Genomic DNA, 25,738 nt, shown 5'->3' on the forward strand with positions numbered 1-25,738 from the left:
TTGCCGGACTTGAACTAATCTTTGAAAGTCTGGTTGTACAACTTTCTTTTCAAATGGATACAGGATCCGGATGCGGCAGCTGTAAAGTGACAAAGTACCTTGCTGTTGTCGCACCGAGATCCAGGGAGAGCGGGCTGTTGGCATCAACGACCCGTTCCGAATCACTGGAGCGGCCAGAGTCATGGTCATTGGATGGCGAACTCACCATGTTTACTAACCGACGGATCAAGCGGCATCAATTAACCTGCTTTCTGCGAGTGTTCAACCGCCTCACGGACAAGCCTATTGGCTATTTGGGCGACGTCTCTGAAGAGGGGCTGATGTTAATCAGCCAATTGCCCATGATGGTCGACGCGGATTTCGAACTGCGCTTGAAGATTCCCGGGCCCGAGGGCGATATGCATGCCATTGACCTCACGGCGACCTGCCTGTGGAGCCATGAAGATATCAACCCCCAGCAATACGATTCGGGGTTCCGCGTGTTGCAGGCGCCCGTCGAGTATAAGCAACTGATCAACTCGCTGTTGCAGTACTTCAGCTTTGATCCCTTACAGGCTTCGGCCTAGGAACCGTGCGCGTTGTCAGCCGAGCTTCGGTGTTTGTACCGAAAGCCTGGGCCGTGCGCCGGGTTCATAGCACGCCGGCTTTTTTCCAGCCCAGGTAGCGCGTCACCAGGGCAGCTCCCAGTTCCGAAGGACGAGTATCCAACACGGCCAGACCCTGGGCTTTCAAGCGGTCATGGAGTTCTTCCCGCGCATTGAGGTAATCGACGGTGCCGCAATAGGCCAGGGCTTCGGGCAGGGTCTGTACCGGTGCCTGGCGCAGTTGGTCGAGGACTTCTTCCCGCAGGCTGGCCACCAACACCCGGTGTTGGCGGCTGATGCGTTTGACTGCCGTCAGCAACTCCTCATCGTCCTCATCCCGTAAATTGGTCACCACGATCACCAGCGCCCGACGTTTCTGCCGGGCCAGCAGTTGGCTGGCGGCCGCCTGGTAATCGGCGGTACGCCGGGTGGTGTCCAGGTCATATACAGCGTTGAGCAGCAGGTTGAGCTGGCCACTGCCCTTGACCGGCGCCAGGTAGCGCGGTTGGTCGCAGGCGAACGTGCAAAGGCCCACGGCATCGCCTTGGCGCAAGGCGACGTAGCTGAGCAGCAGGCAGGCGTTGAGGGCATGATCGAAATGGGACAGTTCGACGTCCTGACTGCGCATGCGCCGGCCGCAATCGAGCATGAATACGATCTGTTGATCACGCTCATCCTGATACTCCCGGGCAATCGGCGTGCGTTGCCGGGCAGTGGCTTTCCAGTCGATCTGGCGCAGGCTGTCGCCCTCGCGAAACTCACGTAACTGGTGAAACTCCAGGCCCAGCCCACGACGTTGATGCTGGCGCACACCGAGTTGGCTGAGCCAGTTGTCTACGGCCAGTAACTGAGCGCCGTACAGACGGGCGAAGTCCGGGTAGACCCGTGTCATATCGTTGACCTGCACATGGCGTCGTGCCGACCACAGGCCCAGGGGGCTGGGGATATGGACTTCGCAGCGCTCAAAGCTGAAGTGCCCGCGACTCAATGGGCGCAGGCGGTAGCCCAATTCACTGTGTTCACCGGGCCGCAGGGCAATGGACTGGGGCAGATTCTCCACACTCAAGCCTTCGGGCACGTGATCGAACACCTTCAGGGTCAGTGGCTCTGCGTAGTCGTGTTCCAGGGTGATCCGCACATCGCCCCAACGACCCAGAGCCAGGCTACCCGGCATTTGCCGCTGTACTCGCGGGGAGGGGCGGCGCCTCAGGCGGCTGGCGTCCAGCAGGGCCAGCAGCAACAGGGCCAGGAGCAGGCCCCAGACTACTGAATGCAGGGTGTCCGGCACGTCGACTTGCAGGGCCGCGAAGGTGCCGAGCACGATGCTCAACGCCAGCAGTACACCGAGCCAGGTCAGCAGCAGGCGAGTAGGCTTCATGGGCGGATCATTGTCGTGGCGCCGGCACTTGGTCCAGCAGTTGCTTGAGCACTTGGTCCACCTCCAGCCCGTCTATGTCCAGCTCCGGGGCAATGCGTACCCGATGGCGCAACACCGCCAGGGCGCAGCCCTTGATGTCATCCGGGGTTACGAACTCGCCGCCGCGCAGCAAGGCCCTGGCCCTTGCGCCGCGCACCAGGGCGATGGATGCCCGTGGGCCGGCGCCGATGGTCAGGCCGGGCCAACTGCGGGTGGTGCGGGCCAGGCGCACGGCGTAGTCGAGTACCTGCTCATCCAGTGCCAGCTCACTGGCGACCTGTTGCAACAGCAGCACGTCTTCGGCGTGCAGCACGGTACTAAGTGGCTGTACGTCGAGCATGTCCGCCCGGGGTGAGCGAGTTACCTCGCGAACCATATCCAGTTCCTGCTGCGCTTGGGGGTAGTCCATGCGGACCTTGAGCATGAAGCGATCCAGTTCGGCCTCGGGCAAAGGGTAGGTACCCTCCTGCTCAATCGGGTTCTGGGTGGCCAGCACCATGAACGGTTGCCCGATGGGCAGGGCTTCGCCCTCAAGGGTCACCTGGCGCTCCTGCATCGCTTCAAGCAACGCCGCCTGGGTTTTCGCCGGGGCGCGGTTGATTTCGTCGGCCAGCAGCAGATTGGTGAACAACGGCCCCTTGCGCAACTTGAACTGTTCGGTGTGCAGGTCGTACACGGCATGCCCGGTGACATCACTGGGCATCAGGTCCGGGGTGAACTGGATACGTGCGAATTCGCCGCCAAAGCAGCGGGCCAGGGCGCGTACCAGCAAAGTCTTGCCCAGGCCCGGAACCCCTTCGAGCAACACGTGGCCGCCGGCGATCAGCGCGGTGAGGACATCATCAATTACTGCGTCCTGGCCGATGACCGCTTTGCGCAACTCGATGCGCAGTGCCTGAGCCAGTTGGCTGGCGCGCTGGCGGGATGGCTCGGCATCGGCCGTCAGGGATGGGTCCGCTGGAAATTCGCTCATAGGGCATTCCTGAGAGTTTGCAGGCAGGCCACATGGCGGCTGAAGTCGGCGCTGGAGAGCCGCTTTGCCGGGAGTGGACCCATGGCCTGGCTGATGATGAGAGTGGGTTGACGGGTCAGGCGTTCAAGGGCCTGCCACTGTTCGGCGGTGTCGAGGTGTTCGAATCCAGGGTGGCGGCGCCGGGCGGTGCGCAAGATGTCGCGTTGCAGGGCGTGCAACAGGCTGTTCTGCCCGCTGCGGCGCAGCAGGAAATCGGCGCTGGCGTTCAAGTGTTCCTGCAACTGCCGGCGAGCCTTGGGCGCGGGTGCCTGGATCGGCCCCTGACGCATGCCCGATTGCCACACTCCCAGTGCAATCAACGCGGCGAGCGCCACCAGCGCCTGGGGGAAGTAGCGCAACAACAGGCTGAACAGGTCATCGACATCGCTGTTGAACAGCAGTGTGACGTCACGCCCCTGGTTCAGGTACCACAGCAGCCAGGCGTTGTCGTGAAGGCCAATGTCCGGGGTTTTCCACAGTTCGCTGTCGGTGATTACGGTGACGCTGCCGTGGCCGAGGTCCAGTTGCATCAGGTGGCTGGACTTGGCGCTGTTGGCCGAGAACTGTGCCAGGTGTTTGGGGTCGGTGAGGTTGAAGTCGGTGTCGAAACTGAAAAAAACCGGGGCGGTTTCGTTGTCGACATAGAGCCGTGTCAGGTCGGGGGCCTTGTGCTTGCTGGCGGGCGCCGGCTCGTCGAAGCCATCGCTGAAGGTCTGTCGCAACTGCAAGCGATCCAGCAGCAGATCGCCGCTGGTCTCGGTTTCTTCATCCCACATGGCTTCGGCCACCAGCAACAAATGGCCGCCGGCCTTGGTCCACTGCAGCAACTGATCGACTTGGCGCGGCGTCATGCTGCTGCGTTCACCCAGCAATAACAGGCTGTTGCCTTTGGGCGGCAGGCTGGCCAGGCGCTCAAGGCTGTTGGCGTGTTCGACCGTCAGGCCCTGCTGGCGCAGAAAGTGTTCCGCCGCCAGGTAGGAATTGGCCTGGGCTTCAGGCGATGGGCCGCGATCCACCACTTCCTCGTAGGGAATCGCCTTGTGCCAGGCGTAGAAACCACCGGCCGCCAACAGGCAACCGAGCAGCAAGCCTACCCAGAGCAGTAGCCGGTTCATTGCACAGCTCCGGAACCGAACAAGGCGCGCCAGTGGCTGCACAGCTGCTGTTGCACCAGAGCGGGGGGCAGGCGGTGGCCATAGGCGAGGTTTTGCCAATGGAGGGTCAGGTCATCGCTGAAGGCCAGCAACTGCGGTTGTTGCAACTGGCGGATGCGCTCCAGGACCTGGCCTTCGGTGTCGGCGCTTTTCAGCGGCAGGTTGAAGTCATGCAGCAGCCGGCTGAGCAAGCCGCGATAGAGCAAACCGAGTGCTTCCCGGGGCTGCGTGGGCCAGAGTTGTTCGGCGGTGCTGGCGATGTCGTCGGGTAGGGTTTCGGTACCCAGTTCCAGGCCGAACAGTTGAGCGGGAGCGGGTTTGATGGCCTTGGGCTTGTGCGCGCCACGCTGGCTGACAAAGGTGCGCAACCAGTCGCGATAGCGCCAGATCACCAGGGCTATGGCCCCCAACAGCAATCCCCAAAGCAGTACTTCCAGGCCCAGGGCGAGATGCTTGAACGAGTTGCTGTTGAGGTTGTCCAGCAGCGCTTGCAACCAGGCCGGCAGCTTGGCGTCGCCCTCGGGTTTGTTTTTATCGGTGGGTTTGTCGTCGCCGAAGCGATAGCGGGTGAGCGTTTCCGGATTTTTGAAAGGGGGCTGTTCCAGCAGCGCCTTGATCGATTGGCTGGCGGCTTGAGTGCTCACGGTTTTTGAGTCCGCGGGTTGTTCAGCCATCGCACGGGGAGTTGGCGGGACCAGCACCAGTCCTGTCGCCAGCAACAAAGCCGCGGCCACTGAACCCAGGCGTTGGCGCAGGCGGCGGAACACCAGCTCCAGGTCCCAGGCTTCCAGTACCGTGCGCCGGTTCAGGTAGAGGCTGAAACCGCAGGCAACGTAGATCGGTTCCCAGAACACCAGGATCAGTGCGTAGAAGGCATTGGTCAGGTGCTCCAGCCAGAGCCAGTCACCCCCGGTAGTAAGCACGAGCTGCTGCCAGTCCCAGTCCAGTTCGATCTGTTGCGGCAGGAATAGATAGAACAGCACCATCAAGCCGATCCATAGCGCCATTTCCAGGTGCACGCCGATCAGCGTCAGCCAGCGGGCGGCGCCGGCATTGCGTTGTTGCAGGATGCCCAGGCGCCGTTGTCGGGCCTGGCCCTCCAGGCCTTCAAGTTGCACTATGGGCATTACGAAGCTGCGACTGAGGCTCAAGCGCCGCCAGGTCAAACTGGCAAACAGTTGGCCCTTGAGCAGACGTGGCCATTGGCGCAAGGCCTGCTTGAGTGTGGGTGTTTCGCCGAACAAGGCTTTGGACAGGATATACAGCGGCAGGCGATCGAAAGCAGGTTTCAGCCACCAGAACAGCAACAGTGCGATGGTTGGGTAGTCCCACAGCAGGAGGCTGAACAGGGCAAAAACAGGCAGGCTCACCAGTGCCCAGCTACTCATTAATAGCATGCGGTGCTCGCGGGCCAATAACACGCCCAGGTCCATGGCTTCCCAAGAGCTTCGGGGGCGGATTACCACGCTGGCATCACTCAGGCGCATGGCGACTCCGACCGGCGAGCAGCAGGTAGGCGGCCACCAGTATCCATAGCGCGGCACCCGCCAGGTACTTGATCCATGGCGCAACATTGGTGGCGGAGGACCAATAGGCCTCGATAAATGCTGCTATCAGCAGAAACAGCATGACGCCGCAGATCATCTGTACGCTTTTGTGCGCAGCTAAACGCAGGGCTTCGCCACGGGTCAGGGCCCCAGGGGCGATCAACGCCCAGCCCAGTTGCAGTCCCGCCGCCCCGGCCAGGGCGATGGCGCTTAATTCGAAAGCACCGTGACCAATGACAAACGACCAGAAGGTTTGCCCGTAGCCGATTTCCGTCAGGTGACCGGCGATAGCGCCGATCATCAGCCCATTGAAGAACAGGAAAAACACACTGCCCAAGCCAAACAGCAAGCCTGCCGCAAAGGTCTGGAAGGCGATACCGATGTTATGCATGACGTAATAGCCGAACATCATCCAGTCTTCGCTTGATGCCCGCTCGGCAGCGCGCCCCAGGCGGCTGGCGTCGGGGTCGTACATGGTCTGCATCTCGATCACTTGTTGCGGGCTGACGATGCTGTAGATCAGGTCGGGAAACAGGTACACCAGCAAGGCAATGCCGATCAGGCTGCCAAAGAACAGCAGGCTGGCCACCAGCACAAAGCGCCACTGTTCGCGGACCAGCCGGGGAAAGCCGGCCAGCACAAAACTCAACACGCTGGCGCCGAGCTGGCTGCGATGGCGGTACAGCTGCTGATGGCCACGCAGGGCGAGTTGTTGCAGCGGGTCTACCAGGTAGCTGCTGTAGCCGCGCTCCTGTGCCAGCGCCAGGTGTTGGCACAAGCGTCGGTAATCATGGGGGAAGCTCGTCAGGTCCTGATGCTTGGCCTTGCCTTGTTCAAGCGCCGTCAGTTGGGCGGCAAACGCCTGCCAATGGGGCTGGTGACGGGTTTCGAAAAGACTTTGCTTCATGCCGGGCCCAACAAGCCACGGGCCACGCCATTGAGCTGTGCCACCGCCCTCTCGGGGGAGACGTGCAGGGGGGTGGCGAGAATAGCGGCCAGTTCATTGACCCTTTCTGCGGACAACTCGCCCTGGCGCTCGGCGAAAGCGAGAATCGCCCGCTGCTCGTTCAGGTCAAGGGCAAACGGCAGGCGCAACGCAGGTGCTTCTGGTAGTTGCGGTCGTGACAGGGGCTGCTCGCGGTAGATCACCAGGGTTCCTGCCGCCAGATCTCCCAGGCGCTTGAAGTTGGGGTGTTGCAGGCAACTGATGGCGCCGAGGAAGTAGGCGAATGGCAGCATGTCGACGAAACGCAGCAGGTTGCGGATCAGCGAGGAGGACCAGCCAATCGGTGTTCCGTCGTCCTGCACCACCCGCAGGCCCATGATTTGCTTGCCCGGCGAGCAGCCCTGGTTGAGGACTTCGAACAGCACCATGTACCACCAACTGACCAGGAATAGCAGGATCGAACCCAGGCCCATGCCCAGGTTGCCGAGAAAGGCCAGGGCGGTGAACAGGATGCCAAGGATCACGCCGCGCAAGCCCAGGTCAAAACCGAACGCCAGCGCACGGGGCAGCAGGCCGGCCGGGCGCAGTGGCAGGTCGATACCTTCCGGGGTTTCGATCTGGTAGCGGGTGTCCAGTGGTGCCGGTGGCATCGCATTCCCTGGCAGTGCGGAGCGGTTGAGCATGGGCGACCTTGGCGGGTAGCCGGCGAATAGAGAGACGGATGCTAGCAGTGTCGTCGGCACAAGCAACACCTCAAACTGCGCCAACATTGCACTGAATGTTTATCCAGTGCATATGGCGCTGGCCCCCGGCGCCTTTCAACGCCTAGACTTTGTCGGTCTTCAGCACAGGAATAGCCCGTGACCACTATCTTCTGGTACGACTATGAAACCACTGGCATCAACCCGCGTAACGACCGCCCGCTGCAGGTAGCCGGTATTCGTACTGACCTCGAACTCAATGAGGTTGGGCCGCCGGTCAACCTCTATTGCCAACCCAGCGATGATATTTTGCCGCACCCGGCAGCGTGCATGATCACCGGCATCACACCCGGCCAACTGGCGGAAAAAGGCTTGGCCGAGGCCGATTTCATGACTCGGGTGCATGCCGAACTCGCTGCGCCCGGTACGTGTGGGGCCGGCTACAACACCTTGCGTTTCGATGATGAAATGACGCGCTACAGTTTGTACCGCAACTTTTTCGACCCCTATGCCCGGGAGTGGCAGGGCGGTAATAGCCGCTGGGACCTGATCGATGTAGTGCGCACCGCTTATGCGCTGCGCCCGGAAGGAATCGTCTGGCCGCAGCAGGACGGCCGCGTCACCCTCAAGCTTGAGCGGCTGACGGCGGCCAATGGTATCGACCATGGGCAGGCTCACGATGCCTTGTCCGATGTGCGTGCCACCATTTCACTGGCCCGATTGATTCGTGACAAACAACCCAAGCTCTACGACTGGCTGTTTCAGCAACGCAGCAAACAGCGGGTCATGGACCAGGTCAGGTTGTTACAGCCAATGGTGCACATCTCCGGGCGCTTTTCTGCCGAGCGGCATTATCTCGGCGTAGTCCTGCCGCTGGCCTGGCATCCGCGCAATCGCAACGCCTTGATCGTTTGTGATCTGGGGCTCGATCCCCAGGGGTTGCTGGACCTGGACGCAGACACCTTGCGTCAACGCCTGTATACCCGCCGTGATGACCTGGCCGACGGTGAGTTGCCGGTGCCACTCAAGTTGGTGCACATCAATCGTTGCCCGGTGGTTGCGCCCTTGAATGTGCTGCGGGCAGAGGATCGCCAACGCTTGAACCTGGATATGGATGAATATCAGGCTCGGGCGCTGCGGCTAACTGACGCACAGGAACTTTGGCGCGATAAATTGGCAGCGATTTACGCCGAAGAAGATTTTGCGTCGAGCGCCGACCCTGAGCAGCAGCTTTATGATGGTTTTATCGGTGATCGCGATCGGCGTTTATGTGAGCAAGTGAGAGCTTGTGAACCTGCACAACTAGCACGCCAGCAGTGGCCTTTCGATGATCATCGCTTACCGGAATTATTATTTCGTTACCGCGCTCGCAACTTTGCTGAGACCTTGAATAGCGAAGAGCAACAACGCTGGACGCTTTTCTGTCAGCAACGTTTGTCAGACGCTGACTACGGAGCGCCCAATACCTTTGAGAGTTTCAAACAGGCCAGGCTTGAGTTGGCTGTTAGTGCTACATCGGTTCAGCGTCAGGTGCTTGATGATTGGCAGGAATATGCCGATTCTTTGCGTGTGCGCTTGAGTCTGTAATCAGCTTTAAGAAAATCCGGACAATAAAAAACGCCAGCAAGCTGGCGTTTTTTATTGTCTCGCGAATCAGGTCGCGACCTTGCGAGGCTTAGCCCAGCAGGGTAGCCCAGCCTTCAACGACGTCGCCGCCCCACTTGGCTTTCCACTCTTTCAGAGTCTTGTGGTTGCCACCTTTGGTTTCAATCACTTCGCCGTTGTGCGGGTTTTTGTATTGTTTAACCTTGCGCGCGCGCTTGGTGCCGGTAGTTTTTACGGCGCCACGTGGTGCTTTAACTTTCGATTCCGGATCCAGCAGCGCGATGATGTCACGCAGGGACTTGGAGTATTCGCCCATCAGGGTGCGCAGTTTGCCTTCGAATTCCAGCTCGGTTTGCAGTTTGTCGTCTTGGGACAGATTCTTCAAACGGGCTTGCAGCTCTTTGATAGCTTCTTCGGTGGCACGATATTCGTTGATCAAGGACATGTGGACTACCTTATGCAGGGCGCTGGGTGACGGGGATAGTGCCCTAATAGTAGTCAGACAGTTTCCCCAAGTAAACATTTAAGGTCGGTTTTATGTAATTTACTTTGAATGTTTGCGAGAAAAGCATGAGGTTGAGTTAATTAGTACGTCCAACCCGCTAAAGAGATTCTCATTAAATCCCGCTTAATTGTGGTAACAGCTGCTTGTGTTCAGATATAGCGAGGTAAAAAGCCTTGCGTTACTAAGGGGCGGGTCAGGGTGTCAGCGCAGAATAAGCGTTGAGGAATACTGCAGTTTTTCTGCGCAATCGCTAGAATGGCGGCCTTTGCGAAGTTCTGGAGTTTTCCCCTAATGCGCACTTTTCGGCTGGTGATCGCTTGCCCGGACCGGGTTGGTATCGTTGCTAAAGTCAGTAACTTTCTGGCCTCCCACAACGGCTGGATCACTGAAGCGAGCCATCACTCGGACAATCTCAGCGGTTGGTTTTTCATGCGTCACGAAATTCGTGCCGACACACTGCCCTTTGGCCTTGAGGCTTTTCGCGAGGCCTTTGCACCCATCGCCGAAGAGTTTTCGATGACCTGGCGCGTCACCGACACGGAGCAGAAAAAGCGCGTGGTGTTGATGGCCAGCCGCGAATCCCACTGCTTGGCAGACTTGCTGCACCGTTGGCACAGCGATGAACTGGACTGTGAAATCTCCTGCGTGATTTCCAACCATGACGACCTGCGCAGCATGGTCGAGTGGCACGGCATTCCGTATTACCACGTCCCAGTCGACTCGCAGAACAAGGAGCCGGCTTTCGCCGAGGTCTCGCGCCTGGTCAAGCAGCACGAGGCCGACGTGGTGGTACTGGCGCGCTACATGCAGATCCTGCCGCCGCAACTGTGCCGCGAATATGCGGGCAAGGTGATCAACATTCACCACAGCTTCCTGCCTTCGTTTGTTGGCGCCAAGCCGTATCACCAGGCTTCCCTGCGGGGCGTGAAGCTGATCGGCGCAACCTGCCACTATGTCACCGAAGAACTGGACGCCGGTCCCATCATCGAGCAGGACGTAGTGCGTGTCAGCCACAGCGACAGTATCGAAGACATGGTGCGTTTCGGCCGTGATGTCGAGAAGATGGTCCTGGCCCGTGGCTTGCGTTATCACCTGGAAGATCGGGTGTTGGTGCGTGGCAACAAGACAGTAGTGTTCTGATCAGAAGTGTTTTGGTTGAAGAGTAAAGGGCCTGGGCGTTAAATCGCTGTAGGCCCTTTTTTTTGATTCGAGGATTGGACGATGAGTGACCCACTCGATAAAGCCACTTCCAGAGCGCCCGCGACGTTGGGCGAGGGTTGTTTGAGTCGCTATGACCCGGATGCTCTCGATGGGGACGATGGAACCGACTTCCCTGGCGCAGCCCAATTGTGGGAGCAGTTGCAGGAAGAAGCCGAGGCTCCCGCGTCTGATAGCGCGCCACTCGCCAGGTAAGCCGTATCAGGGCTGTGTCGCCAACCAGGCGGCTTTGGTCAATGGCCGTCGGCCGTGGTTCAACATCCGCTGCAGGGTATCGAGCCAGTAACGGCGGGAAAAGTCATGACGCATGTCCTGCGGGTGCAAGCCCAGGCGAATGACCGGCTCGTGTTGCCAGCGCTGTTCGCGACGGTCACTGAGCATTTTCGACAGCCCTCGGCGCCACGCGCTTCGTGCGCTCCACACCAGGCTGGGAGCGGCTATCGGAGTGAAGTCGGGGAGGCGATACAAATGCTGTGCATCACTGGTGTAGCTCAGCGGTAACTGGCGCAAGGCCTGGCGAGTGCCTTCGCTCATCAGCCAGGCGGGGGCGACGAAGCCTTGTACAGGCCAGTCGTAACGTCGGAACAGATCCACACCCTCCGTCAGTCTTTTCAGCGCCTGAGCCTCTGACAGCCGGTAAAACTCGCCTTCATGGGTGTACACCCTGCGCATGAGCCAATCCCGTGGGGTGCGCGGTGCGGGTTGGTCGTCACAATGGAAGTAGCCGTGCAGTGTCAGTTCGTCACCTTTGGCAACCCGACTGTCAAGTAAACGACGAAAATCACCGTGGGCCTCTAAAGCATTGTGGTGGTGGAAGTCCGGTACTACCAGCCAGGTGATTGGCACGTTGCCCAGGGCATCCACGACCTCGACGAATGGCCGGTAATCGGCCCAGGTCTGCGGTGCGACATCGTGCAGCACCAGCAATACCGCTGGCGCGTTGTCGGGCTCAGCCATGGGCCAGCATCGGATGGTGCGTGCCCAGCACCGCCTGGTAATGCCCCAGCAGACTATCGACCACCATGTCCCAAGCGTAATGCTGCTCGACGTGGCGTCGTGCCTGTTGGCCCAGTTGTTGGCTGTCGGCACTGAACAACTCCAGCACAGCCTCGGCCATGGCGCGGGGGTTGTTCGGTGTACACAACAATCCGCAGCGTTCGTTGACGATTTCAGTGAAGGCGCCCGCTGCTACGGCCACCACGGGAATGCCGCAGGCCATGGCTTCCAGAATCACCAGGCCAAAGGTTTCCTGGTCGCCGCCATGCAGCAGCGCGTCGGCGCTGGCCATCAGTCGCGCGAGATAGGCGGGTGGGCGGAACCCATCTACCACGGTGACGTTGTTTGGCACGGCAGCGGGCATGCCGGAGCCCACCAGCAACAGGTGATAACCATCGCCCAGGCGTTTCATGCAGTTGAGCAGCACCGGCAGATTCTTTTCCTTGGCGCCGCGGCCGGCGAAGATCAGCAGCCGGGTGTCTTCGCTGATACCCAGTTTGGCACGCAGGCCGGGGTCACGAGCTGCGGGGGTAAAGGTTTGCAAGTCGACGCCCAATGGCTGGACGAAGACGTTTTTCACCCCCAGCCCGGTCAGCTTGTCGGCCATCACCTGGCTCGGCGCCAGGACCCGGTCAAAATTGCCATAAAGTTTGCTGACATACGCTTCGACGTTAGGCGTGAACCAGTTGCCCATGCGATTGCTCACCAGCAGCGGCAGGTCCGAGTGGTAGAAACCGATCACCGGTACATCCAGCTGGCGCCGCGCATCCAGCGCAGCCCACGCGGTCAGGTAAGGGTCGCCAACTTCAATCAGATCGGGCTGTAGATCGTGCAGGACATTACGCCAAGGGGCCAGGCGCAGAGGGAAACGGTAGCCTTTGCCGAAGGGCAGGGCGGGGGCAGGGACTTTGAACACACCATCCTGTTCGCTCAACTGGGCGCCGGGGATCAACAGGCTGTGGCGAATGCCGGGCTTGAGCGCAAGGCGTCGGTGCTTGGCATCCAGATAGGTACGCACGCCGCCGCTGGCTGGGGCGTAGAACATGGTTATGTCAGCGATATGCACGATAAACATCCCTCCGATCCATTGCTCTCCTTACCGTGGACCTTAGTCAAGGATAGATGTTCGGTTGGGATTTAGCTGGACGGCCGAAGCGGCAGATTGCCGCTTCGGCAGCGGGTCAGATGCGGAAGCTGCCCACCAGTTGTTTCAATCGCGCCGCTTGCCGTTCCAGATCGGAACAGGCGCGCAAGGTTGACTGCAGGTTTTCCACACCTTCCTGGTTGAGTGTGTTGATTTCAGTGATATCCATGTTGATCGACTCCACCACGGATGTCTGTTCCTCGGTGGCGGTGGCCACCGATTGGTTCATGCCGTCGATCTCACCGATGCGCTGGGTCACGCTGTTGAGGCGTTCTCCCGCCAGGTTGGCGATTTCCACGCTGTCGTGGCTGTGGCGCTGGCTTTCGCTCATGGTGCTGACCGACTCCCGGGCGCCGACTTGCAGCTCCTCGATCATCTTCTGCACTTGCTGCGCCGACTCCTGGGTCCGGTGCGCCAGGTTGCGCACCTCGTCGGCCACCACCGCAAACCCGCGCCCGGCTTCACCGGCCCGTGCCGCTTCAATGGCTGCGTTGAGCGCCAGCAGGTTGGTTTGCTGGGAGATGCTGGTGATCACTTCGAGAATCTGCCCGATGTTCACCGTCTTGCTGTTGAGCGCCTCGATATTGCTGCTGGAAGCGCTGATCATCTCGGACAGTTGGTTCATCGCCTTGATATTACGTTCGACCACTTGTTGACCGTCTTCGGCCAAATGCCGGGCATCGCTGGCCTGATGAGAGGCTTGTGCTGCGTTGCGGGCGATTTCCTGGGCGGCGGCGCCCAGTTCGTTGATGGCGGCGGCGACGCTGTTGGTGCGGTTGGCCTGTTCGTCGGAATTGACCATTGACGAGTTGGAGGCGCTGACCACGCGCAGGGCCACTTCATTGACCTGCTCGGTGGCCGAGGACACTTCGCGGATCGAGGTGTGAATCCGTTCCACAAAGCGGTTGAACGCCGTGCCGAGGATGCCGAATTCATCGTGGTTCTGAATGGTCAGACGCCGCGTCAGGTCGCCTTCGCCATCGGCGATGTCTTCCATGGCTCGGGTCATGACATGCAACGGCTGCATCAGCACGCGGATCAACATGCCCAGCAAGGCGATGATGATAGCCACCGCAATGATGGTGGCAATAATCGCGGATGTGCGGAATTCGCTGAGCATGGCGAAGGATTTGTCTTTATCCACCGACAGGCCGAGGTACCAGTTCACCGACGGCAAGCCCTTGATCGGGGTAAAGGTGACGATACGGGTTTTGCCGTCAACCTCGACTTCGCTGAAATCGCTGCTGATTTTTGGGGGCTGGGTCGGGTAGACGTCGCTCAAGGATTTCATCACCAGGCTTTTATCCGGGTGCACCAGGACTTTGCCGTCGGCACTGACCAGAAACGCATAGCCCATGCCGCCGAAGTTCAAGGCGCCGATGTTGTCCACCAGGGTTTGCAGGCTCAGGTCGCCGCCCACCACGCCGACACTTTGTCCGGCCTTGCTGCTGGGGGTGGCGATGGAAATGATCAATTGGCCAGTAGCAGCATCGATATAGGGTTCGGTCAGCGTTGAGCCGTTGCGGGCCTGTGCACCTTTGTACCAGGGCCGAACACGGGGGTCGAAGCCGTCGGGCATCTTGCTGTCGGGGCGAATGGTAAAGCCGCCTTTGCTGTCACCCAGGTAGGTGGCCATGAACGACGACGTCAGGGCCTTCTGTTCCAGCAAGCCGGCAATGATGGTCGGCTCCGGGTTGATGGCGATGTTTTGTGCGGCGCTTTCTACCAGGACAATGCGTCCGGCCAGCCAGGTTTGGATATTGCTGGCGGTGACGTCGCCCATTTCATGCAGGTAACTGTTCAGGTCGTCGCGTATCGCATTACGTTGCAGGTAGTCGTTGTACAGGGTAAACAACGCAAATGCGGCGATGACGATAAGGGCGGCTGCAAGCAGGATTTTGTGACTGAAGCGCAGATTTTTATTCATGGCTTGTAGGGTCCGCTAAGGTCTTAATGTCCGAGGCGCGTCCTTTTGGAAACGCGCGAAATAGCAGCGTCAAAAAAAGTGTGGTATTTCCATCTGCTCCTGCAGGATCTAGCCAAGCTGTTTTTTTTAGACTTGTTGGGTCTCTCGCTATATGTGTATCGACCGTGCGGCGCTAAAGATTAATCATGGGTGACAAAATGCCTGACTCATCGCAACTCCTTATTGGCGCAGACCTCAAAGGTCAACCGATTTCCCAGGCCATGCGCCTGGCCAACCGCCACGGTCTGATCGCCGGCGCCACGGGGACCGGCAAGACCGTGACCTTGCAGCGCCTGGCAGAAGCATTCAGTGATGCCGGCGTCGCGGTGTTCGCTGCCGATATCAAGGGTGATTTGTGTGGCCTGGGCGCTGCGGGAAACCCCCAGGGCAAGGTCGCCGAGCGCATCGCCGGTATGCCGTTCCTTAATTACACCCCCAAGGCGTATCCGGTGACGTTGTGGGATATCCACGGTCAGTCCGGTCATCCACTTCGTACAACCTTGAGCGAAATGGGCCCGCTGTTGCTCGGCAGCTTGCTGGAGCTGACCGACAGTCAGCAGTCGACCCTGTATGCCGCCTTTAAAGTCGCTGACCGCGAAGGCCTATTGCTGCTGGACCTGAAGGACCTCAAGGCACTGCTCAATCACCTCAAGTACAACCCGCAACTGCTGGGCGAAGACGCGGCGCTGATGACCACCGGCTCCAGCCAGGCCCTGTTGCGGCGTCTGGCGGTGCTTGAGCAGCAGGGTGCCGAGGCTTTGTTTGGTGAGCCGGCCCTGCAGTTGGAAGATATCTTGCAGCCGACCAGCGATGGTCGCGGGCGCATTCATCTGCTGGACGCCAGCCGACTGGTGCATGAGTCTCCCAAGGTCTATGCCACGTTCTTGTTGTGGCTGTTGGCGGAGTTGTTCGAGCAGTTGCCGGAGCGCGGTGATACCGACAAGCCTCTATTGGCGTTGTTCTTCGACGAGGCGCATCTGTTGTTTGCCGATACGCCCAAGGCTCTGCAGGATCGCCTGGAACAAGTAGTACGGCTGATTCGTTCCAAAGGCGTGGGCGTTTATTTCGTCACCCAGTCGCCGGGAGATCTGCCGGACACTGTGCTGGCGCAACTGGGCTTGCGAGTCCAGCATGGCCTTCGGGCGTTCACCACCAAGGAACAGAAATCCTTGCGGGCAGTGGCTGACGGCTTTCGGCCGAACCCGGCCTTCGATGCCCTGGCGGTGCTGACCGAGTTGGGTACTGGTGAAGCTCTGGTGGGTACGCTGCAGGAAAAAGGCACGCCGGAGGTCGTCCAGCGGGTGTTGGTAGCGCCACCGCAATCGCGGATCGGACCGTTGACCGCAGCTGAGCGCGCCGCATTGGTCGCCGCTTCACCGCTGTTGGGGCGCTATGACAAGCCGATTGACCGGGAATCGGCTTATGAAATATTAATGGCCCGCAAAGAACTGGGGCCGACCGATGAGGCCAAGCCTGCGACTGAAGAGCCCAGCTTCACCGACAAGGCCGGAGCCTTTCTTGGCTCTACGGCAGGCAAGGCGTTGAAGTCGGCAATGCAGCAGGCGGCCAATCAGATGGGCCGACAGTTGGTGCGGGGTTTGTTGGGGTCTTTGCTCGGCGGTAGCAAGCGTAAATAAATAGCCGGATCGACTCGGTCAATTGTGGGAGGCAAGCAGCTCCCACATTGTCTTGTGTGAGCCTCAGGCCTTGGGCTTGGCGTGACTGGCCAACCGCTCCAGCGCCGCGCGCAGGTTCGGATCAGTAATCCCGTCCGCCGTAGCCTGAATGGTTTCAGCGGCATTCACCGACAAATCCATCGTATGCCCCACCGCGCCTTGCTGCACGGTAGGCGGCTGTACCTTGAACTGGATGCGTGTGAGGCTGGCGAACTCTGCAAAGGCCTGCAACTGGCGCTGCAAGCGTTTTTGCTGATAGCGCAAGCGGGTCGCCCAATGGCCGTCGGTGACGATCAGCAGCAAGTTGCCTTCGCGCCACGACGCTACATGACAGTGTTCGCGGGCGGCGGGTTGCAGTTGGCTGTCCACCAGGCGTTGCAGATGGCCCAGGCGTTGCGCATGGCCGAAGATGGCTTTTAAAGGCTTGGCTTCGCGAAGCAACACGGCGGGAGCACGGGCCGTAAGAGGGCGAAATGCCATGATCAGACACCTTGAGTAACAGAGCTGCCATGGTAGCAGAAAGTGTCTGCGCCGCTGTGGCCATTGCTTTACAGGCAGTTTATCCATTAAATCAATGAGTAACTTCTTACCCCAATGGGTTGAAGTTCAGCAAAAAGCCCTTATTTTAAACAAGCCCTCTTAGAGCGCCGTGCCAGCACCGTGGAATAACGCCACTTTCCTCACCCACGTTTCCGGGTAGAATGCTCGTTCGCATGCGGCCATGAGGGCTGCTCGGGCGACTCACGGGGCGCCCTCCATCCCTATGTGTGGAAGAACCTGCCGATATGTTTGCGCCTTTGTTAAAGAAACTTTTTGGAAGCAAGAATGAGCGCGAAGTCAAACGCCTGCTCAAGACGGTGCAGCTGGTCAATGCCTTCGAAGAGCAGATGGTTGCCCTTTCGGACGAGCAATTGCGCGCCAAGACCGAAGAGTTCAAGGCCCGCATAGCCAAAGGTGAAACCCTCGACAAACTGCTTCCCGAAGCCTTTTCGGTCGCCCGTGAAGCCGGTAAGCGTGTCATGGGCATGCGCCACTTCGACGTCCAGTTGATCGGCGGCATGACCTTGCATGAAGGCATGATTGCTGAAATGCGTACGGGTGAAGGCAAGACCCTGGTGGCGACCCTGGGCGTTTACCTCAACGCATTGTCCGGCAAGGGCGTGCACGTTGTGACGGTGAACGACTACCTGGCTCGCCGGGACGCCAACTGGATGCGCCCGCTGTATGAATTCCTCGGCCTGACCGTCGGCGTCGTAACGCCGTTCCAGCCGCCGGAAGAGAAACGCCTGGCCTACGCTGCCGACATCACCTACGGCACCAACAACGAGTTCGGTTTCGACTACCTGCGCGACAACATGGCGTTCAGCATGGAAGAAAAATTCCAGCGCGAACTCAACTTTGCCGTGATCGACGAAGTCGACTCCATCCTCATCGACGAAGCCCGTACCCCGCTGATCATTTCAGGGCAGGCCGAGGACAGCTCCAAGCTCTATACCGAGATCAACAAGTTGATCCCGCAACTGGAACTGCACGTTGAAGAAGTCGAAGGCGAAGTGACCAAGGCTGGCCACTACACCGTCGACGAGAAGACCCGCCAGGTCGAACTCAACGAAGCCGGTCACCAGTTCATCGAAGAGATGCTGACCCGCGTCGGCCTGCTGGCTGAAGGCGAAAGCTTGTACTCGTCGCATAACCTGGGCCTGTTGACCCACGTGTATGCCGGCCTGCGCGCCCACAAGCTGTTCCATCGCAACATCGAATACATCGTCCAGGACGGCCAGGTCGTACTGGTCGACGAACACACCGGCCGTACCATGCCCGGTCGTCGTTTGTCGGAAGGCCTGCACCAGGCCATCGAAGCCAAGGAAGTGCTCAACATCCAGGCCGAAAGCCAGACGTTGGCCTCGACCACCTTCCAGAACTACTTCCGTCTGTACAACAAGCTGTCCGGCATGACCGGTACAGCCGACACCGAAGCGTTCGAATTCCACCAGATCTACGGTCTGTCGGTGATGGTCATCCCGCCGAACAAGCCGCTGGCGCGTAAAGACTTCAACGACCTGGTGTTCCTGACGGCTGACGAGAAGTACGCCGCCATCGTTGCCGACATCAAGGAATGCATGGCCCAGGGCCGTCCGGTGCTGGTGGGTACTGCAACCATCGAAACATCCGAGCACATGTCCAGCCTGCTCGAAAAGGAAGGCATTGAGCACAAGGTTCTCAACGCCAAGTTCCACGAAAAGGAAGCCGAGATCATTGCCCAGGCCGGTCGCCCAGGCGCACTGACCATTGCCACCAACATGGCCGGTCGTGGTACCGACATCCTGTTGGGCGGCAACTGGGAAGTGGAAGTGGCTTCCCTGGACAACCCGACCCCTGAGCAGATCGCCCAGATCAAGGCAGACTGGCAGAAGCGTCACCAGCAAGTGCTGGAGTCCGGCGGCTTGCAGGTGATTGCGTCCGAGCGTCACGAATCGCGCCGTATCGACAACCAGTTGCGTGGTCGTGCCGGTCGCCAGGGTGATGCCGGTTCCAGCCGCTTCTACCTGTCTCTGGAAGACAGCCTGATGCGTATCTTTGCCTCGGATCGGGTGAAGAACTTCATGAAAGCCCTGGGTATGCAGTCCGGTGAAGCGATTGAGCACCGCATGGTGACCAACGCCATCGAGAAGGCCCAGCGCAAGGTGGAAGGTCGCAACTTCGACATTCGTAAGCAACTGCTCGAATTCGATGACGTCAACAACGAACAACGTAAAGTGATCTATCACATGCGTAACAGTTTGTTGGCCGCCACTAACATTGGCGAAACCATCGCCGACTTCCGCCAGGACGTACTGAGCGCTACCGTCAGCGCCCACATTCCTCCACAGTCCCTGCCTGAACAGTGGGATGTTGCTGGCCTGGAAGCGGCGTTGAAGAGCGATTTCGGTGTGGATTTGCCGGTCCAGCAATGGCTTGACGAAGACGATCACCTGTACGAAGAAACCCTGCGCGAAAAACTGATGGCCGAATTGCTGGCCGCGTACAACGAGAAAGAAGAGCAGGCGAGTGCAGAAGCACTGCGCACGTTCGAGAAGCAAATCGTTCTGCGCGTACTGGACGACCTGTGGAAAGACCACTTGGGGACCATGGATCACTTGCGTCACGGTATTCACTTGCGCGGCTACGCCCAGAAGAACCCGAAGCAGGAGTACAAGCGCGAGTCGTTCACGCTGTTCTCCGAACTGCTGGATTCGATCAAGCGCGATTCGATTCGTGTCTTGTCCCACGTTCAGGTGCGTCGCGAAGACCCGATCGAAGAAGAAGCTCGCCTGCGTCAGGAAGCCGAAGCACTGGCCTCCCGTCTGCAGTTCCAGCACGACGAAGCGCCTGGTCTGGAGCACTCGGAAGCCCTGGGCGAGGAGGTCGATGTGGCCTTGGCTCAAGCTCCGGTGCGCAACGAGCAGAAGCTGGGCCGCAACGAACTGTGCTTCTGCGGTTCGGGCAAAAAGTACAAACATTGCCACGGTAAAATCGACTAAGATTTTCCGCTGACAAGAAACACCCCGCGCCGCGACCGGCATCAGCCGTCGCGGCGTTTTGCCATTTAATCACCGTCGATGACGACGGCGCAGACATCAAACATTTTAAGGAGCGCATTCATGGCTGTTGGTCTTGGTCCTTTGCCTACGTTGCACCCGGTTGCCGGTTTTGAACTCGGTATTGCTTCGGCCGGCATCAAACGTCCGGGGCGCAAGGATGTAGTGGTGATGCGCTGTGCCGAAGGCTCGACCGTCGCCGGCGTATTCACCCTGAATGCGTTTTGCGCAGCTCCGGTGATCCTGGCCAAACAACGGGTCGAAGGCCCGGTGCGCTACCTGTTGACCAACACCGGCAATGCCAACGCGGGTACCGGCGAGCCTGGCCTGGCCGCTGCCGCGAGGACCTGCGCCAAGCTGGCTGAACTGACTGGCGTCGATGCCAATCTAGTGCTGCCGTACTCCACCGGCGTGATCGGTGAGCCGCTGCCTGTAGAGAAAATCGAAGGTGCCTTGCAAGCTGCACTCGATGACCTGTCCGTGGACAACTGGGCGGCTGCTGCCACCGGGATCATGACCACCGATACCCTGCCCAAAGGCGCGAGCCGCCAGTTTGAGCACGAAGGCGTGACCATCACCGTCACCGGTATCAGCAAAGGCGCCGGGATGATCCGCCCGAACATGGCGACCATGCTCGGCTATATCGCCACCGACGCCAAAGTCTCCCGTGACGTGTTGCAAAACCTGCTGCTGGACGGCGCCAACAAGTCGTTCAACCGCATCACCATCGACGGCGACACCTCGACCAACGATTGCTGCATGTTGATCGCCACTGGCAAGGCCAACCTGCCGGAAATCACCTCGTCCGCCGGCCCGTTGTTCGCGGCGTTGAAGCAGGCGGTGTTCGAAGTGTGCATGGACGTGGCCCAGGCCATCGTGCGCGACGGCGAAGGCGCAACCAAATTCGTCACCGTTGAAGTCAACGGTGGTGGCAATCACCAGGAATGCCTGGATGTGGGCTATACCGTGGCCCATTCGCCGCTGATCAAGACCGCGCTGTTTGCCTCGGACCCGAACTGGGGCCGCATCCTGGCGGCTGTCGGCCGTGCCGGCGTACCCAATCTGGACGTGAGCAAGATCGACGTGTTCCTCGGCGAAGTGTGCATCGCCAGCCGTGGCGCCCGTGCTGCGACCTACACCGAAGCTCAGGGTTCGGCGGTGATGCAGCGTGAAGAAATCACCATCCGCATCGAGCTGGGTCGTGGTGAGTGCAGCGAAACCATCTGGACCACCGATCTGTCCCACGAGTATGTGAAGATCAACGCGGAATACCGCACCTGATACCTTCGTCATAGGCCCGTCCCTCAAGGCAGCGGGCCTGTTCACTCTCATGCAAAGGACGACCACCATGAGCCTGCACCTGATCATCGGCGACAAACTCTATTCTTCCTGGTCCTTGCGTGCAGCCTTGGCCCTTGAGCTGACTGGCGTTGACTACAGCGAAGAACTGATCAAGCTCAATCAACCGGACACCCGCGAGCGCGTTCTCAAATACTCGCCCACCGGCAAAGTACCGCTGTTGAAAACCGAGCACGGGGTGATTGGCGACTCCCTGGCAATTGCTGAATACCTGAATGAACAATTTCCCGGCGCCCAATTGTGGCCAAAAGACATTGCCGCCCGTGCCCAGGCCCGCTCGGCCTGCGCGCAGATGCACAGTGGTTTCTTCGCGATTCGCGGCAATATGTCGTTTGACCTGAGCCACAACGCGCCACTGTCACCGGTGCCGGCTGATGTGCAGGTGGAAGTCCAGCGCATGACCGCCTTGTGGGCCGAGTGCCGCGCCGTTGCCACTGAGACTGGCCCATTCCTGTTTGGCGGTGCCTGCCTGGTGGATGCGTATTTCGCCCCAATCGCTGTACGCCTGCGTACCTATCAGGTAGAGCTGTCGGCAGTGGACGCGGCCTACGTCGAGACGATTTACCAATGGCCGGCCTTCAAGGCCTGGCATAAGGCCGGTTTAGAGGAAGTAGTACGGTGAAACGAGTTCATGTAGCAGCAGCGGTCATCCGGGGCGTAGACGGCAGGATTCTGCTGGCACGTCGTGCCGACATCCAGCATCAGGGCGGTCTCTGGGAGTTTCCCGGCGGTAAGGTGGAGGCCGGTGAGTCGGTTGCCACGGCGCTGAGCCGAGAGCTGCAGGAAGAGCTGGGCATTCTGGTCACCGCGGCCCGGCCGTTGATCAAGGTGCAACATGATTACCCGGACAAGCAGGTGTTGCTGGATGTCTGGGAAGTCTCGGCCTTTACCGGCGAGCCCCATGGCGCCGAAGGGCAGCCACTTGAATGGGTTGCTCCACGGGACCTGGTGAACTATGAGTTCCCGGCGGCCAATGCGCCGATCGTCGCAGCGGCGCGGTTGCCTGCCCACTACCTGATCACTCCCGGTGAACTGGAAACCCCGACCCTGCTGCGCGGTATCCAGAAAGCCATTGCCGGCGGCATCAAACTGGTTCAGTTACGTGCGCCCAATGGTTACGACCCCAAATACCGCGACTTGGCGGTGGACGCTGTGGGTCTGTGTGCGGGTAAGGCACAACTGATGCTCAAGGGGCCGTTTGAGTGGCTGGGAGATTTCCCCTCGGCTGGCTGGCACATGACCTCGGCGCAACTGCGCAAGTACGCCAGCAAGGGCCGGCCGCTGCCTAAGGATCGTTGGCTGGCGGCGTCCTGCCACGATGCCGAAGAGCTGGCGCTGGCCGAGTTGATGGATGTGGATTTTGTCACGCTGTCGCCCGTGCAACCGACCCAGACTCACCCCGATGCACAGCCGTTGGGTTGGGAGCAGGCGGCGCAACTGATCAGCGGGTTTAGCAAACCGGTGTTTCTATTAGGTGGCGTTGGGCCCGCCGAGCTGGAAAACGCCTGGGAAACCGGTGCTCAAGGTGTGGCAGGCATTCGGGCGTTCTGGCCTGAAGTTTGAGGCGCCAGGCGTGGACGTAGTTGTCGAGCCCCAGCGAGGCTACGTCGGCCACACCGCCCCCAGCACAAGTCGCCCCCAACGCAGCCTCGCTGTAGCTCGACAGCTAAGGGGGGCGAAATCAACTGACCATCAATGAGGCTTCGCCGCCGCCTGCCATAAAATCTCGGCCACTCCCTGGCGCTTGGCAATCACCCGCGCCGCCACAAACAGCAAGTCTGATAGCCGGTTGATATAGGCCAGGCCTACGCCTTCCAGCGGCTCTACTGCGTTTAGATGCTGGCAGCGGCGCTCGGCACTGCGGGCCAGGCTCCGGCACACATGGGCCTGGGCAATCAATGCCGAACCGCCGGGCAGGATGAAATTTTCCAGCGAGCCAACCTCTTCGTTCCAGCGGTCAATTGCGGCCTCTAGCCGGTCAACTTCGGCTGCATTGAGCGCCTTGTACACCGGCATCGCCAACTCACCGCCCAGGTCGAACAAGCGGTGTTGGCAAGGTGTCAGCACTTCGATCACATCCTTCAAGGCCGGATGCTGACCACTCTGTTCCTCAAGCCCGGCCAGCAGCAAACCCAGCTGGCTGTTCAGCGCATCGACTTCGCCAATGGCCTCCACCCGTGGGTGATCCTTGGGCACACGGCGGCCGTCGCCCAGGCCCGTTTCGCCCTTGTCGCCGGTACGGGTGTAAATTTTCGACAGGCGAAAGCCCATGGTTAGCGCTCCAGTTGAGTGAGTTCGTGAGGGGCGAGCTGGCTGCCCGCCAAGGGCAGGCGCAAGGTGAAGCACGTGCCTTGGCCCTGAGTCGAATGGACTTCCATCTGGCCCTTGTGATTGTTGGTGATGATGAAATACGAGACCGATAGCCCAAGCCCGGTGCCTTGGCCAATTTCCTTGGTGGTGAAGAACGGTTCGAAGGTGCGTTTGCGCACGTTTTCGCTCATGCCGATGCCGTTGTCTTCCACCTGGATCTCTGCCCATGGCGGGTTGAGCCGGGTGCGCAGGATGATACGCCCAGGCTCGCTGTCTTCGCCCCGCAAGTGGATGGCCTGTGCTGCGTTTTTCAACAGGTTGAGCAGCACTTGCTCCAGTTCGTTGGCGGTCCCGGGTACTGGGCCAAGCAGCGGGTCGAACTGGCGAATGATCGCCTGACCCTTGAAGTCGAAGCCTATGGTCAGGTCGAAGTCGTTGCCGGCAATATCCACCGCCTGATCGATCAACGCCGGCAAGTCGCAGGGGGCCATCTGGCGGTTGCTGAGACGGCTGAAACTGAGCATATGGGTGACGATTTTTGCCGCGCGGGCACCAGCCTGCTGGATACCGTCGAGCAGTTGCGGAACTTCACGGCTTTGCAGGTAGCGGTTGACCGTGTCCAGTTCGACGCCCACCTGTTCGGCGTGTTCAAGGTTTTTCGGCAGTTCCGCTGACAAGCGGCGGCGGATGTTCTGCACGTTATGCAGGATTGCCCCCAGCGGGTTATTGATTTCGTGGGCCATGCCAGCGGCGAGGCCACCGACGGACAACATCTTCTCCGACTGCACCATCATTTCTTCCAGGGACAGGCGCTGGGTGATGTCATCGATACGGATCACCACCCCGCGTCCGGCACCACCCATCAGTGGGTAGAAGGTCAGGGCGTAATGCTTGGGTTCGTCGCCCTTGATCCAGGTAACGCGCTCGATTCGCTCCACGGTGTGTTGTTCCACCGTTGCCTTGAGTTGCGGCAGGTATGGCTTGAGCGGTTCGAAGGCGAGGAAGATTGGCTGGTTCAACGCCTCGTTCAGGCGGGTGCCGGAAAGTGCGCTGGCCTCCTGGTTCCATTGGGTGACGTAGAGTTGTTCGTCCAGGGCGATCAGCGCCGACGGCATCGAGTCGATGATGCTATTCAGGTAGTTTTGGAAGCCCGTAAGTTTTTTCTCGATCTTGCTGCGTACCTGGACTTCCAGCTCCAGCTTGCGGTTGGTGTGGCGGGTTTCCTCGGCCAGGGCTTGAGCCTGGTCATAGGCGGCCTGGGAGTCGTCCCGAGCGCGCTTGAGCTGCTGCTCACGGGCTTCGATGCGCGAAAGCATGGTGTTGAAGGCTTCGGCCAGGCTGCCGATTTCGTCATGGTTGCCGCGACTGGCACGCAAGGCGTAGTTCTCTTCCCGGGTGACCTGGCGTGACAGCTCTTCCAGTTCATGGATCGGTCGGGTAATCAGGCGCTTGATCTGCCGGGCAATCACCATCCACAACAGCACACTGAAAATCAAGATGCCCAGGCTGGCGGTCAAGGTGCCGGTATAGAAGGCTATCGGTAGTTCGCTGGTGGCCACCAACAACAAATGCCCTGAAGGTTTGCCGGGGCTGGGTAGGGTGATCACCTGGTTGTTGCGAAATTCGGTGACACGCCAGGCTTCGATGTTCCGGTAGTTGTCCGGCAGGTGCAGGCGATCACCGTGTTGCAATTGCGCCAGGCGATTGCCTTCGCCGTCGTACAGCGCAGCGGCCCGCAGCGGCGAATAGCTGGTCAGCTCGTTGAGCAGGGTTTGCGCCTTGACGGGTGAGTCCAGGGCTTCGGTGGCGAGCGCCGGGTTGGAGACCAGCCGGCCGATGGCCTGCAAGGCCTGGGGTGCCATGCTTTCCTGGGAGATCCAGTAGGCGGCGCTGATAAAGGTCAGGTTGGCCACCAGTAGCACGGTGGTCAGCAGCACCAGCAGGGCCGCCAGCAGTTTCTGCCCAACCGGTAGATTTTCGAGGCGCTGGCGCAGTGGCATCAGGGTTTTCGCAGGCAAGG

The 25,738-nt window shown here is 59.8% G+C and carries 22 protein-coding genes and 1 pseudogene; 9 read left to right on the forward strand and 14 right to left on the reverse strand.

Annotated features, from left to right (window positions below; all coding sequences use genetic code 11):
- Positions 1 to 206 precede the first annotated feature (206 nt).
- Positions 207 to 566: a PilZ domain-containing protein gene (locus ACZRKZ_RS11790; RefSeq protein WP_463981669.1), complete on the forward strand. Its 360-nt coding sequence runs from the start codon at positions 207 to 209 to the stop codon at positions 564 to 566.
- Between the two features lie 64 nt (positions 567 to 630).
- On the opposite strand, the gene ACZRKZ_RS11795 is transcribed toward ACZRKZ_RS11790, so the two are convergent.
- From ACZRKZ_RS11795 to ACZRKZ_RS11820, 6 genes are read right to left on the reverse strand one after another with little or no spacing between them, the layout of a single operon-like run.
- Positions 631 to 1,962 (reverse strand): DUF58 domain-containing protein, encoded by a 1,332-nt coding sequence (locus ACZRKZ_RS11795; RefSeq protein WP_463981670.1) that lies wholly within the window; start codon positions 1,960 to 1,962, stop codon positions 631 to 633.
- A gap of 7 nt (positions 1,963 to 1,969) precedes the next feature.
- Positions 1,970 to 2,974 carry an AAA family ATPase gene (locus tag ACZRKZ_RS11800; protein WP_463981671.1) on the reverse strand — a complete coding sequence of 335 codons (1,005 nt, stop codon included), beginning with the start codon at positions 2,972 to 2,974 and terminating at the stop codon, positions 1,970 to 1,972.
- A complete protein-coding gene (locus ACZRKZ_RS11805) occupies positions 2,971 to 4,128 on the reverse strand; it encodes a DUF4350 domain-containing protein (RefSeq protein ID WP_463981672.1) in 1,158 nt (385 codons plus the stop codon). The genes ACZRKZ_RS11800 and ACZRKZ_RS11805 overlap by 4 nt, the downstream gene beginning before the upstream one ends.
- Positions 4,125 to 5,654, reverse strand: a complete 1,530-nt coding sequence (locus ACZRKZ_RS11810; protein WP_463981673.1) for a DUF4129 domain-containing protein — start codon at positions 5,652 to 5,654, stop codon at positions 4,125 to 4,127. Before ACZRKZ_RS11810 ends, ACZRKZ_RS11805 begins: the two co-directional genes overlap by 4 nt.
- Positions 5,641 to 6,621 (reverse strand): stage II sporulation protein M, encoded by a 981-nt coding sequence (locus ACZRKZ_RS11815; RefSeq protein WP_463981674.1) that lies wholly within the window; start codon positions 6,619 to 6,621, stop codon positions 5,641 to 5,643. Before ACZRKZ_RS11815 ends, ACZRKZ_RS11810 begins: the two co-directional genes overlap by 14 nt.
- Positions 6,618 to 7,310, reverse strand: a complete 693-nt coding sequence (locus ACZRKZ_RS11820; RefSeq protein WP_463967409.1) for an RDD family protein — start codon at positions 7,308 to 7,310, stop codon at positions 6,618 to 6,620. Before ACZRKZ_RS11820 ends, ACZRKZ_RS11815 begins: the two co-directional genes overlap by 4 nt.
- A 210-nt stretch (positions 7,311 to 7,520) precedes the next feature.
- Between ACZRKZ_RS11820 and sbcB the strand changes: the two genes are divergently transcribed.
- A complete protein-coding gene (gene sbcB, locus ACZRKZ_RS11825; protein WP_463966933.1) occupies positions 7,521 to 8,948 on the forward strand; it encodes an exodeoxyribonuclease I in 1,428 nt (475 codons plus the stop codon).
- A gap of 88 nt (positions 8,949 to 9,036) precedes the next feature.
- Here the strand turns inward: sbcB and mvaT are convergent, their stop codons facing one another.
- Positions 9,037 to 9,411, reverse strand: a complete 375-nt coding sequence (gene mvaT, locus ACZRKZ_RS11830; RefSeq protein ID WP_005790963.1) for a histone-like nucleoid-structuring protein MvaT — start codon at positions 9,409 to 9,411, stop codon at positions 9,037 to 9,039.
- A gap of 351 nt (positions 9,412 to 9,762) precedes the next feature.
- On the opposite strand from mvaT, the gene purU reads away from it, so the two are divergent.
- Both purU and ACZRKZ_RS11840 read left to right on the forward strand, forming a co-directional pair.
- Positions 9,763 to 10,611, forward strand: a complete 849-nt coding sequence (gene purU / locus ACZRKZ_RS11835) for a formyltetrahydrofolate deformylase (protein ID WP_463966932.1) — start codon at positions 9,763 to 9,765, stop codon at positions 10,609 to 10,611.
- 81 nt (positions 10,612 to 10,692) lie between these two features.
- Positions 10,693 to 10,884, forward strand: a complete 192-nt coding sequence (locus ACZRKZ_RS11840) for a hypothetical protein (protein WP_463981675.1) — start codon at positions 10,693 to 10,695, stop codon at positions 10,882 to 10,884.
- 6 nt (positions 10,885 to 10,890) lie between these two features.
- Here ACZRKZ_RS11840 and ACZRKZ_RS11845 read toward each other — a convergent pair whose 3' ends face one another.
- The 4 genes and pseudogenes from ACZRKZ_RS11845 to ACZRKZ_RS11860 all read right to left on the reverse strand — a co-directional run.
- Complete coding sequence (locus ACZRKZ_RS11845; protein WP_463981676.1) at positions 10,891 to 11,646, reverse strand: DUF2334 domain-containing protein; 756 nt, start codon at positions 11,644 to 11,646, stop codon at positions 10,891 to 10,893.
- A complete protein-coding gene (locus tag ACZRKZ_RS11850; RefSeq protein ID WP_463981677.1) occupies positions 11,639 to 12,760 on the reverse strand; it encodes a glycosyltransferase family 4 protein in 1,122 nt (373 codons plus the stop codon). The genes ACZRKZ_RS11845 and ACZRKZ_RS11850 overlap by 8 nt, the downstream gene beginning before the upstream one ends.
- A 106-nt stretch (positions 12,761 to 12,866) precedes the next feature.
- Entirely contained in the window at positions 12,867 to 13,631 is a 765-nt protein-coding gene (locus ACZRKZ_RS11855) for a methyl-accepting chemotaxis protein (protein ID WP_463981831.1), read from the reverse strand.
- A gap of 93 nt (positions 13,632 to 13,724) precedes the next feature.
- Positions 13,725 to 14,756: pseudogene (locus tag ACZRKZ_RS11860) on the reverse strand (HAMP domain-containing protein); the annotation flags it as partial.
- A 197-nt stretch (positions 14,757 to 14,953) separates the two neighbouring features.
- Between ACZRKZ_RS11860 and ACZRKZ_RS11865 the strand changes: the two are divergent.
- Positions 14,954 to 16,432: a helicase HerA-like domain-containing protein gene (locus ACZRKZ_RS11865; RefSeq protein WP_463966928.1), complete on the forward strand. Its 1,479-nt coding sequence runs from the start codon at positions 14,954 to 14,956 to the stop codon at positions 16,430 to 16,432.
- 63 nt (positions 16,433 to 16,495) lie between these two features.
- Here the strand turns inward: ACZRKZ_RS11865 and ACZRKZ_RS11870 are convergent, their stop codons facing one another.
- Positions 16,496 to 16,951: a DUF721 domain-containing protein gene (locus ACZRKZ_RS11870; RefSeq protein WP_133099592.1), complete on the reverse strand. Its 456-nt coding sequence runs from the start codon at positions 16,949 to 16,951 to the stop codon at positions 16,496 to 16,498.
- Between the two features lie 305 nt (positions 16,952 to 17,256).
- Here ACZRKZ_RS11870 and secA point away from each other — a divergent pair, with 305 nt between their 5' ends.
- The 4 genes from secA (at position 17,257) to ACZRKZ_RS11890 (ending at position 22,971) form a co-directional block, all read left to right on the forward strand.
- Positions 17,257 to 19,992: a preprotein translocase subunit SecA gene (gene secA / locus ACZRKZ_RS11875; protein ID WP_463981678.1), complete on the forward strand. Its 2,736-nt coding sequence runs from the start codon at positions 17,257 to 17,259 to the stop codon at positions 19,990 to 19,992.
- Between the two features lie 120 nt (positions 19,993 to 20,112).
- Complete coding sequence (gene argJ, locus ACZRKZ_RS11880; protein ID WP_149411966.1) at positions 20,113 to 21,330, forward strand: bifunctional glutamate N-acetyltransferase/amino-acid acetyltransferase ArgJ; 1,218 nt, start codon at positions 20,113 to 20,115, stop codon at positions 21,328 to 21,330.
- A gap of 67 nt (positions 21,331 to 21,397) precedes the next feature.
- On the forward strand, positions 21,398 to 22,030 hold the full coding sequence (locus tag ACZRKZ_RS11885) for a glutathione S-transferase family protein (RefSeq protein ID WP_463966926.1): 633 nt from the start codon (positions 21,398 to 21,400) through the stop codon (positions 22,028 to 22,030).
- Complete coding sequence (locus ACZRKZ_RS11890; RefSeq protein WP_463966925.1) at positions 22,027 to 22,971, forward strand: Nudix family hydrolase; 945 nt, start codon at positions 22,027 to 22,029, stop codon at positions 22,969 to 22,971. The genes ACZRKZ_RS11885 and ACZRKZ_RS11890 overlap by 4 nt, the downstream gene beginning before the upstream one ends.
- 129 nt (positions 22,972 to 23,100) lie before the next feature.
- On the opposite strand, the gene ACZRKZ_RS11895 is transcribed toward ACZRKZ_RS11890, so the two are convergent.
- Positions 23,101 to 23,679, reverse strand: coding sequence for a cob(I)yrinic acid a,c-diamide adenosyltransferase (locus tag ACZRKZ_RS11895; protein WP_149411968.1), 579 nt, complete (start codon positions 23,677 to 23,679; stop codon positions 23,101 to 23,103).
- A 2-nt stretch (positions 23,680 to 23,681) separates the two neighbouring features.
- Positions 23,682 to 25,718 (reverse strand): sensor histidine kinase, encoded by a 2,037-nt coding sequence (locus tag ACZRKZ_RS11900; RefSeq protein WP_463981679.1) that lies wholly within the window; start codon positions 25,716 to 25,718, stop codon positions 23,682 to 23,684.
- Positions 25,719 to 25,738 lie beyond the last annotated feature (20 nt).

The sequence above is a fragment of the Pseudomonas sp. c313 genome (assembly GCF_055407145.1).

What these genes read in the sequence shown, in the direction of transcription:
- argJ (WP_149411966.1), top strand. Translation starts at nt 20,113, where the DNA reads ATGGCTGTTGGTCTTGGTCCTTTGCCTACGTTGCACCCGGTTGCCGGT.
- ACZRKZ_RS11820 (WP_463967409.1), bottom strand. Translation starts at nt 7,310, where the DNA reads ATGCCACCGGCACCACTGGACACCCGCTACCAGATCGAAACCCCGGAA.
- ACZRKZ_RS11810 (WP_463981673.1), bottom strand. Translation starts at nt 5,654, where the DNA reads ATGCGCCTGAGTGATGCCAGCGTGGTAATCCGCCCCCGAAGCTCTTGG.
- ACZRKZ_RS11845 (WP_463981676.1), bottom strand. Translation starts at nt 11,646, where the DNA reads ATGGCTGAGCCCGACAACGCGCCAGCGGTATTGCTGGTGCTGCACGAT.
- ACZRKZ_RS11850 (WP_463981677.1), bottom strand. Translation starts at nt 12,760, where the DNA reads ATGTTTATCGTGCATATCGCTGACATAACCATGTTCTACGCCCCAGCC.
- ACZRKZ_RS11855 (WP_463981831.1), bottom strand. Translation starts at nt 13,631, where the DNA reads ATGGTCAATTCCGACGAACAGGCCAACCGCACCAACAGCGTCGCCGCC.
- ACZRKZ_RS11900 (WP_463981679.1), bottom strand. Translation starts at nt 25,718, where the DNA reads ATGCCACTGCGCCAGCGCCTCGAAAATCTACCGGTTGGGCAGAAACTG.
- ACZRKZ_RS11870 (WP_133099592.1), bottom strand. Translation starts at nt 16,951, where the DNA reads ATGGCATTTCGCCCTCTTACGGCCCGTGCTCCCGCCGTGTTGCTTCGC.
- ACZRKZ_RS11885 (WP_463966926.1), top strand. Translation starts at nt 21,398, where the DNA reads ATGAGCCTGCACCTGATCATCGGCGACAAACTCTATTCTTCCTGGTCC.
- ACZRKZ_RS11815 (WP_463981674.1), bottom strand. Translation starts at nt 6,621, where the DNA reads ATGAAGCAAAGTCTTTTCGAAACCCGTCACCAGCCCCATTGGCAGGCG.
- ACZRKZ_RS11800 (WP_463981671.1), bottom strand. Translation starts at nt 2,974, where the DNA reads ATGAGCGAATTTCCAGCGGACCCATCCCTGACGGCCGATGCCGAGCCA.
- ACZRKZ_RS11895 (WP_149411968.1), bottom strand. Translation starts at nt 23,679, where the DNA reads ATGGGCTTTCGCCTGTCGAAAATTTACACCCGTACCGGCGACAAGGGC.
- ACZRKZ_RS11840 (WP_463981675.1), top strand. Translation starts at nt 10,693, where the DNA reads ATGAGTGACCCACTCGATAAAGCCACTTCCAGAGCGCCCGCGACGTTG.
- ACZRKZ_RS11805 (WP_463981672.1), bottom strand. Translation starts at nt 4,128, where the DNA reads ATGAACCGGCTACTGCTCTGGGTAGGCTTGCTGCTCGGTTGCCTGTTG.
- ACZRKZ_RS11795 (WP_463981670.1), bottom strand. Translation starts at nt 1,962, where the DNA reads ATGAAGCCTACTCGCCTGCTGCTGACCTGGCTCGGTGTACTGCTGGCG.
- ACZRKZ_RS11790 (WP_463981669.1), top strand. Translation starts at nt 207, where the DNA reads ATGTTTACTAACCGACGGATCAAGCGGCATCAATTAACCTGCTTTCTG.
- mvaT (WP_005790963.1), bottom strand. Translation starts at nt 9,411, where the DNA reads ATGTCCTTGATCAACGAATATCGTGCCACCGAAGAAGCTATCAAAGAG.
- ACZRKZ_RS11865 (WP_463966928.1), top strand. Translation starts at nt 14,954, where the DNA reads ATGCCTGACTCATCGCAACTCCTTATTGGCGCAGACCTCAAAGGTCAA.
- purU (WP_463966932.1), top strand. Translation starts at nt 9,763, where the DNA reads ATGCGCACTTTTCGGCTGGTGATCGCTTGCCCGGACCGGGTTGGTATC.
- secA (WP_463981678.1), top strand. Translation starts at nt 17,257, where the DNA reads ATGTTTGCGCCTTTGTTAAAGAAACTTTTTGGAAGCAAGAATGAGCGC.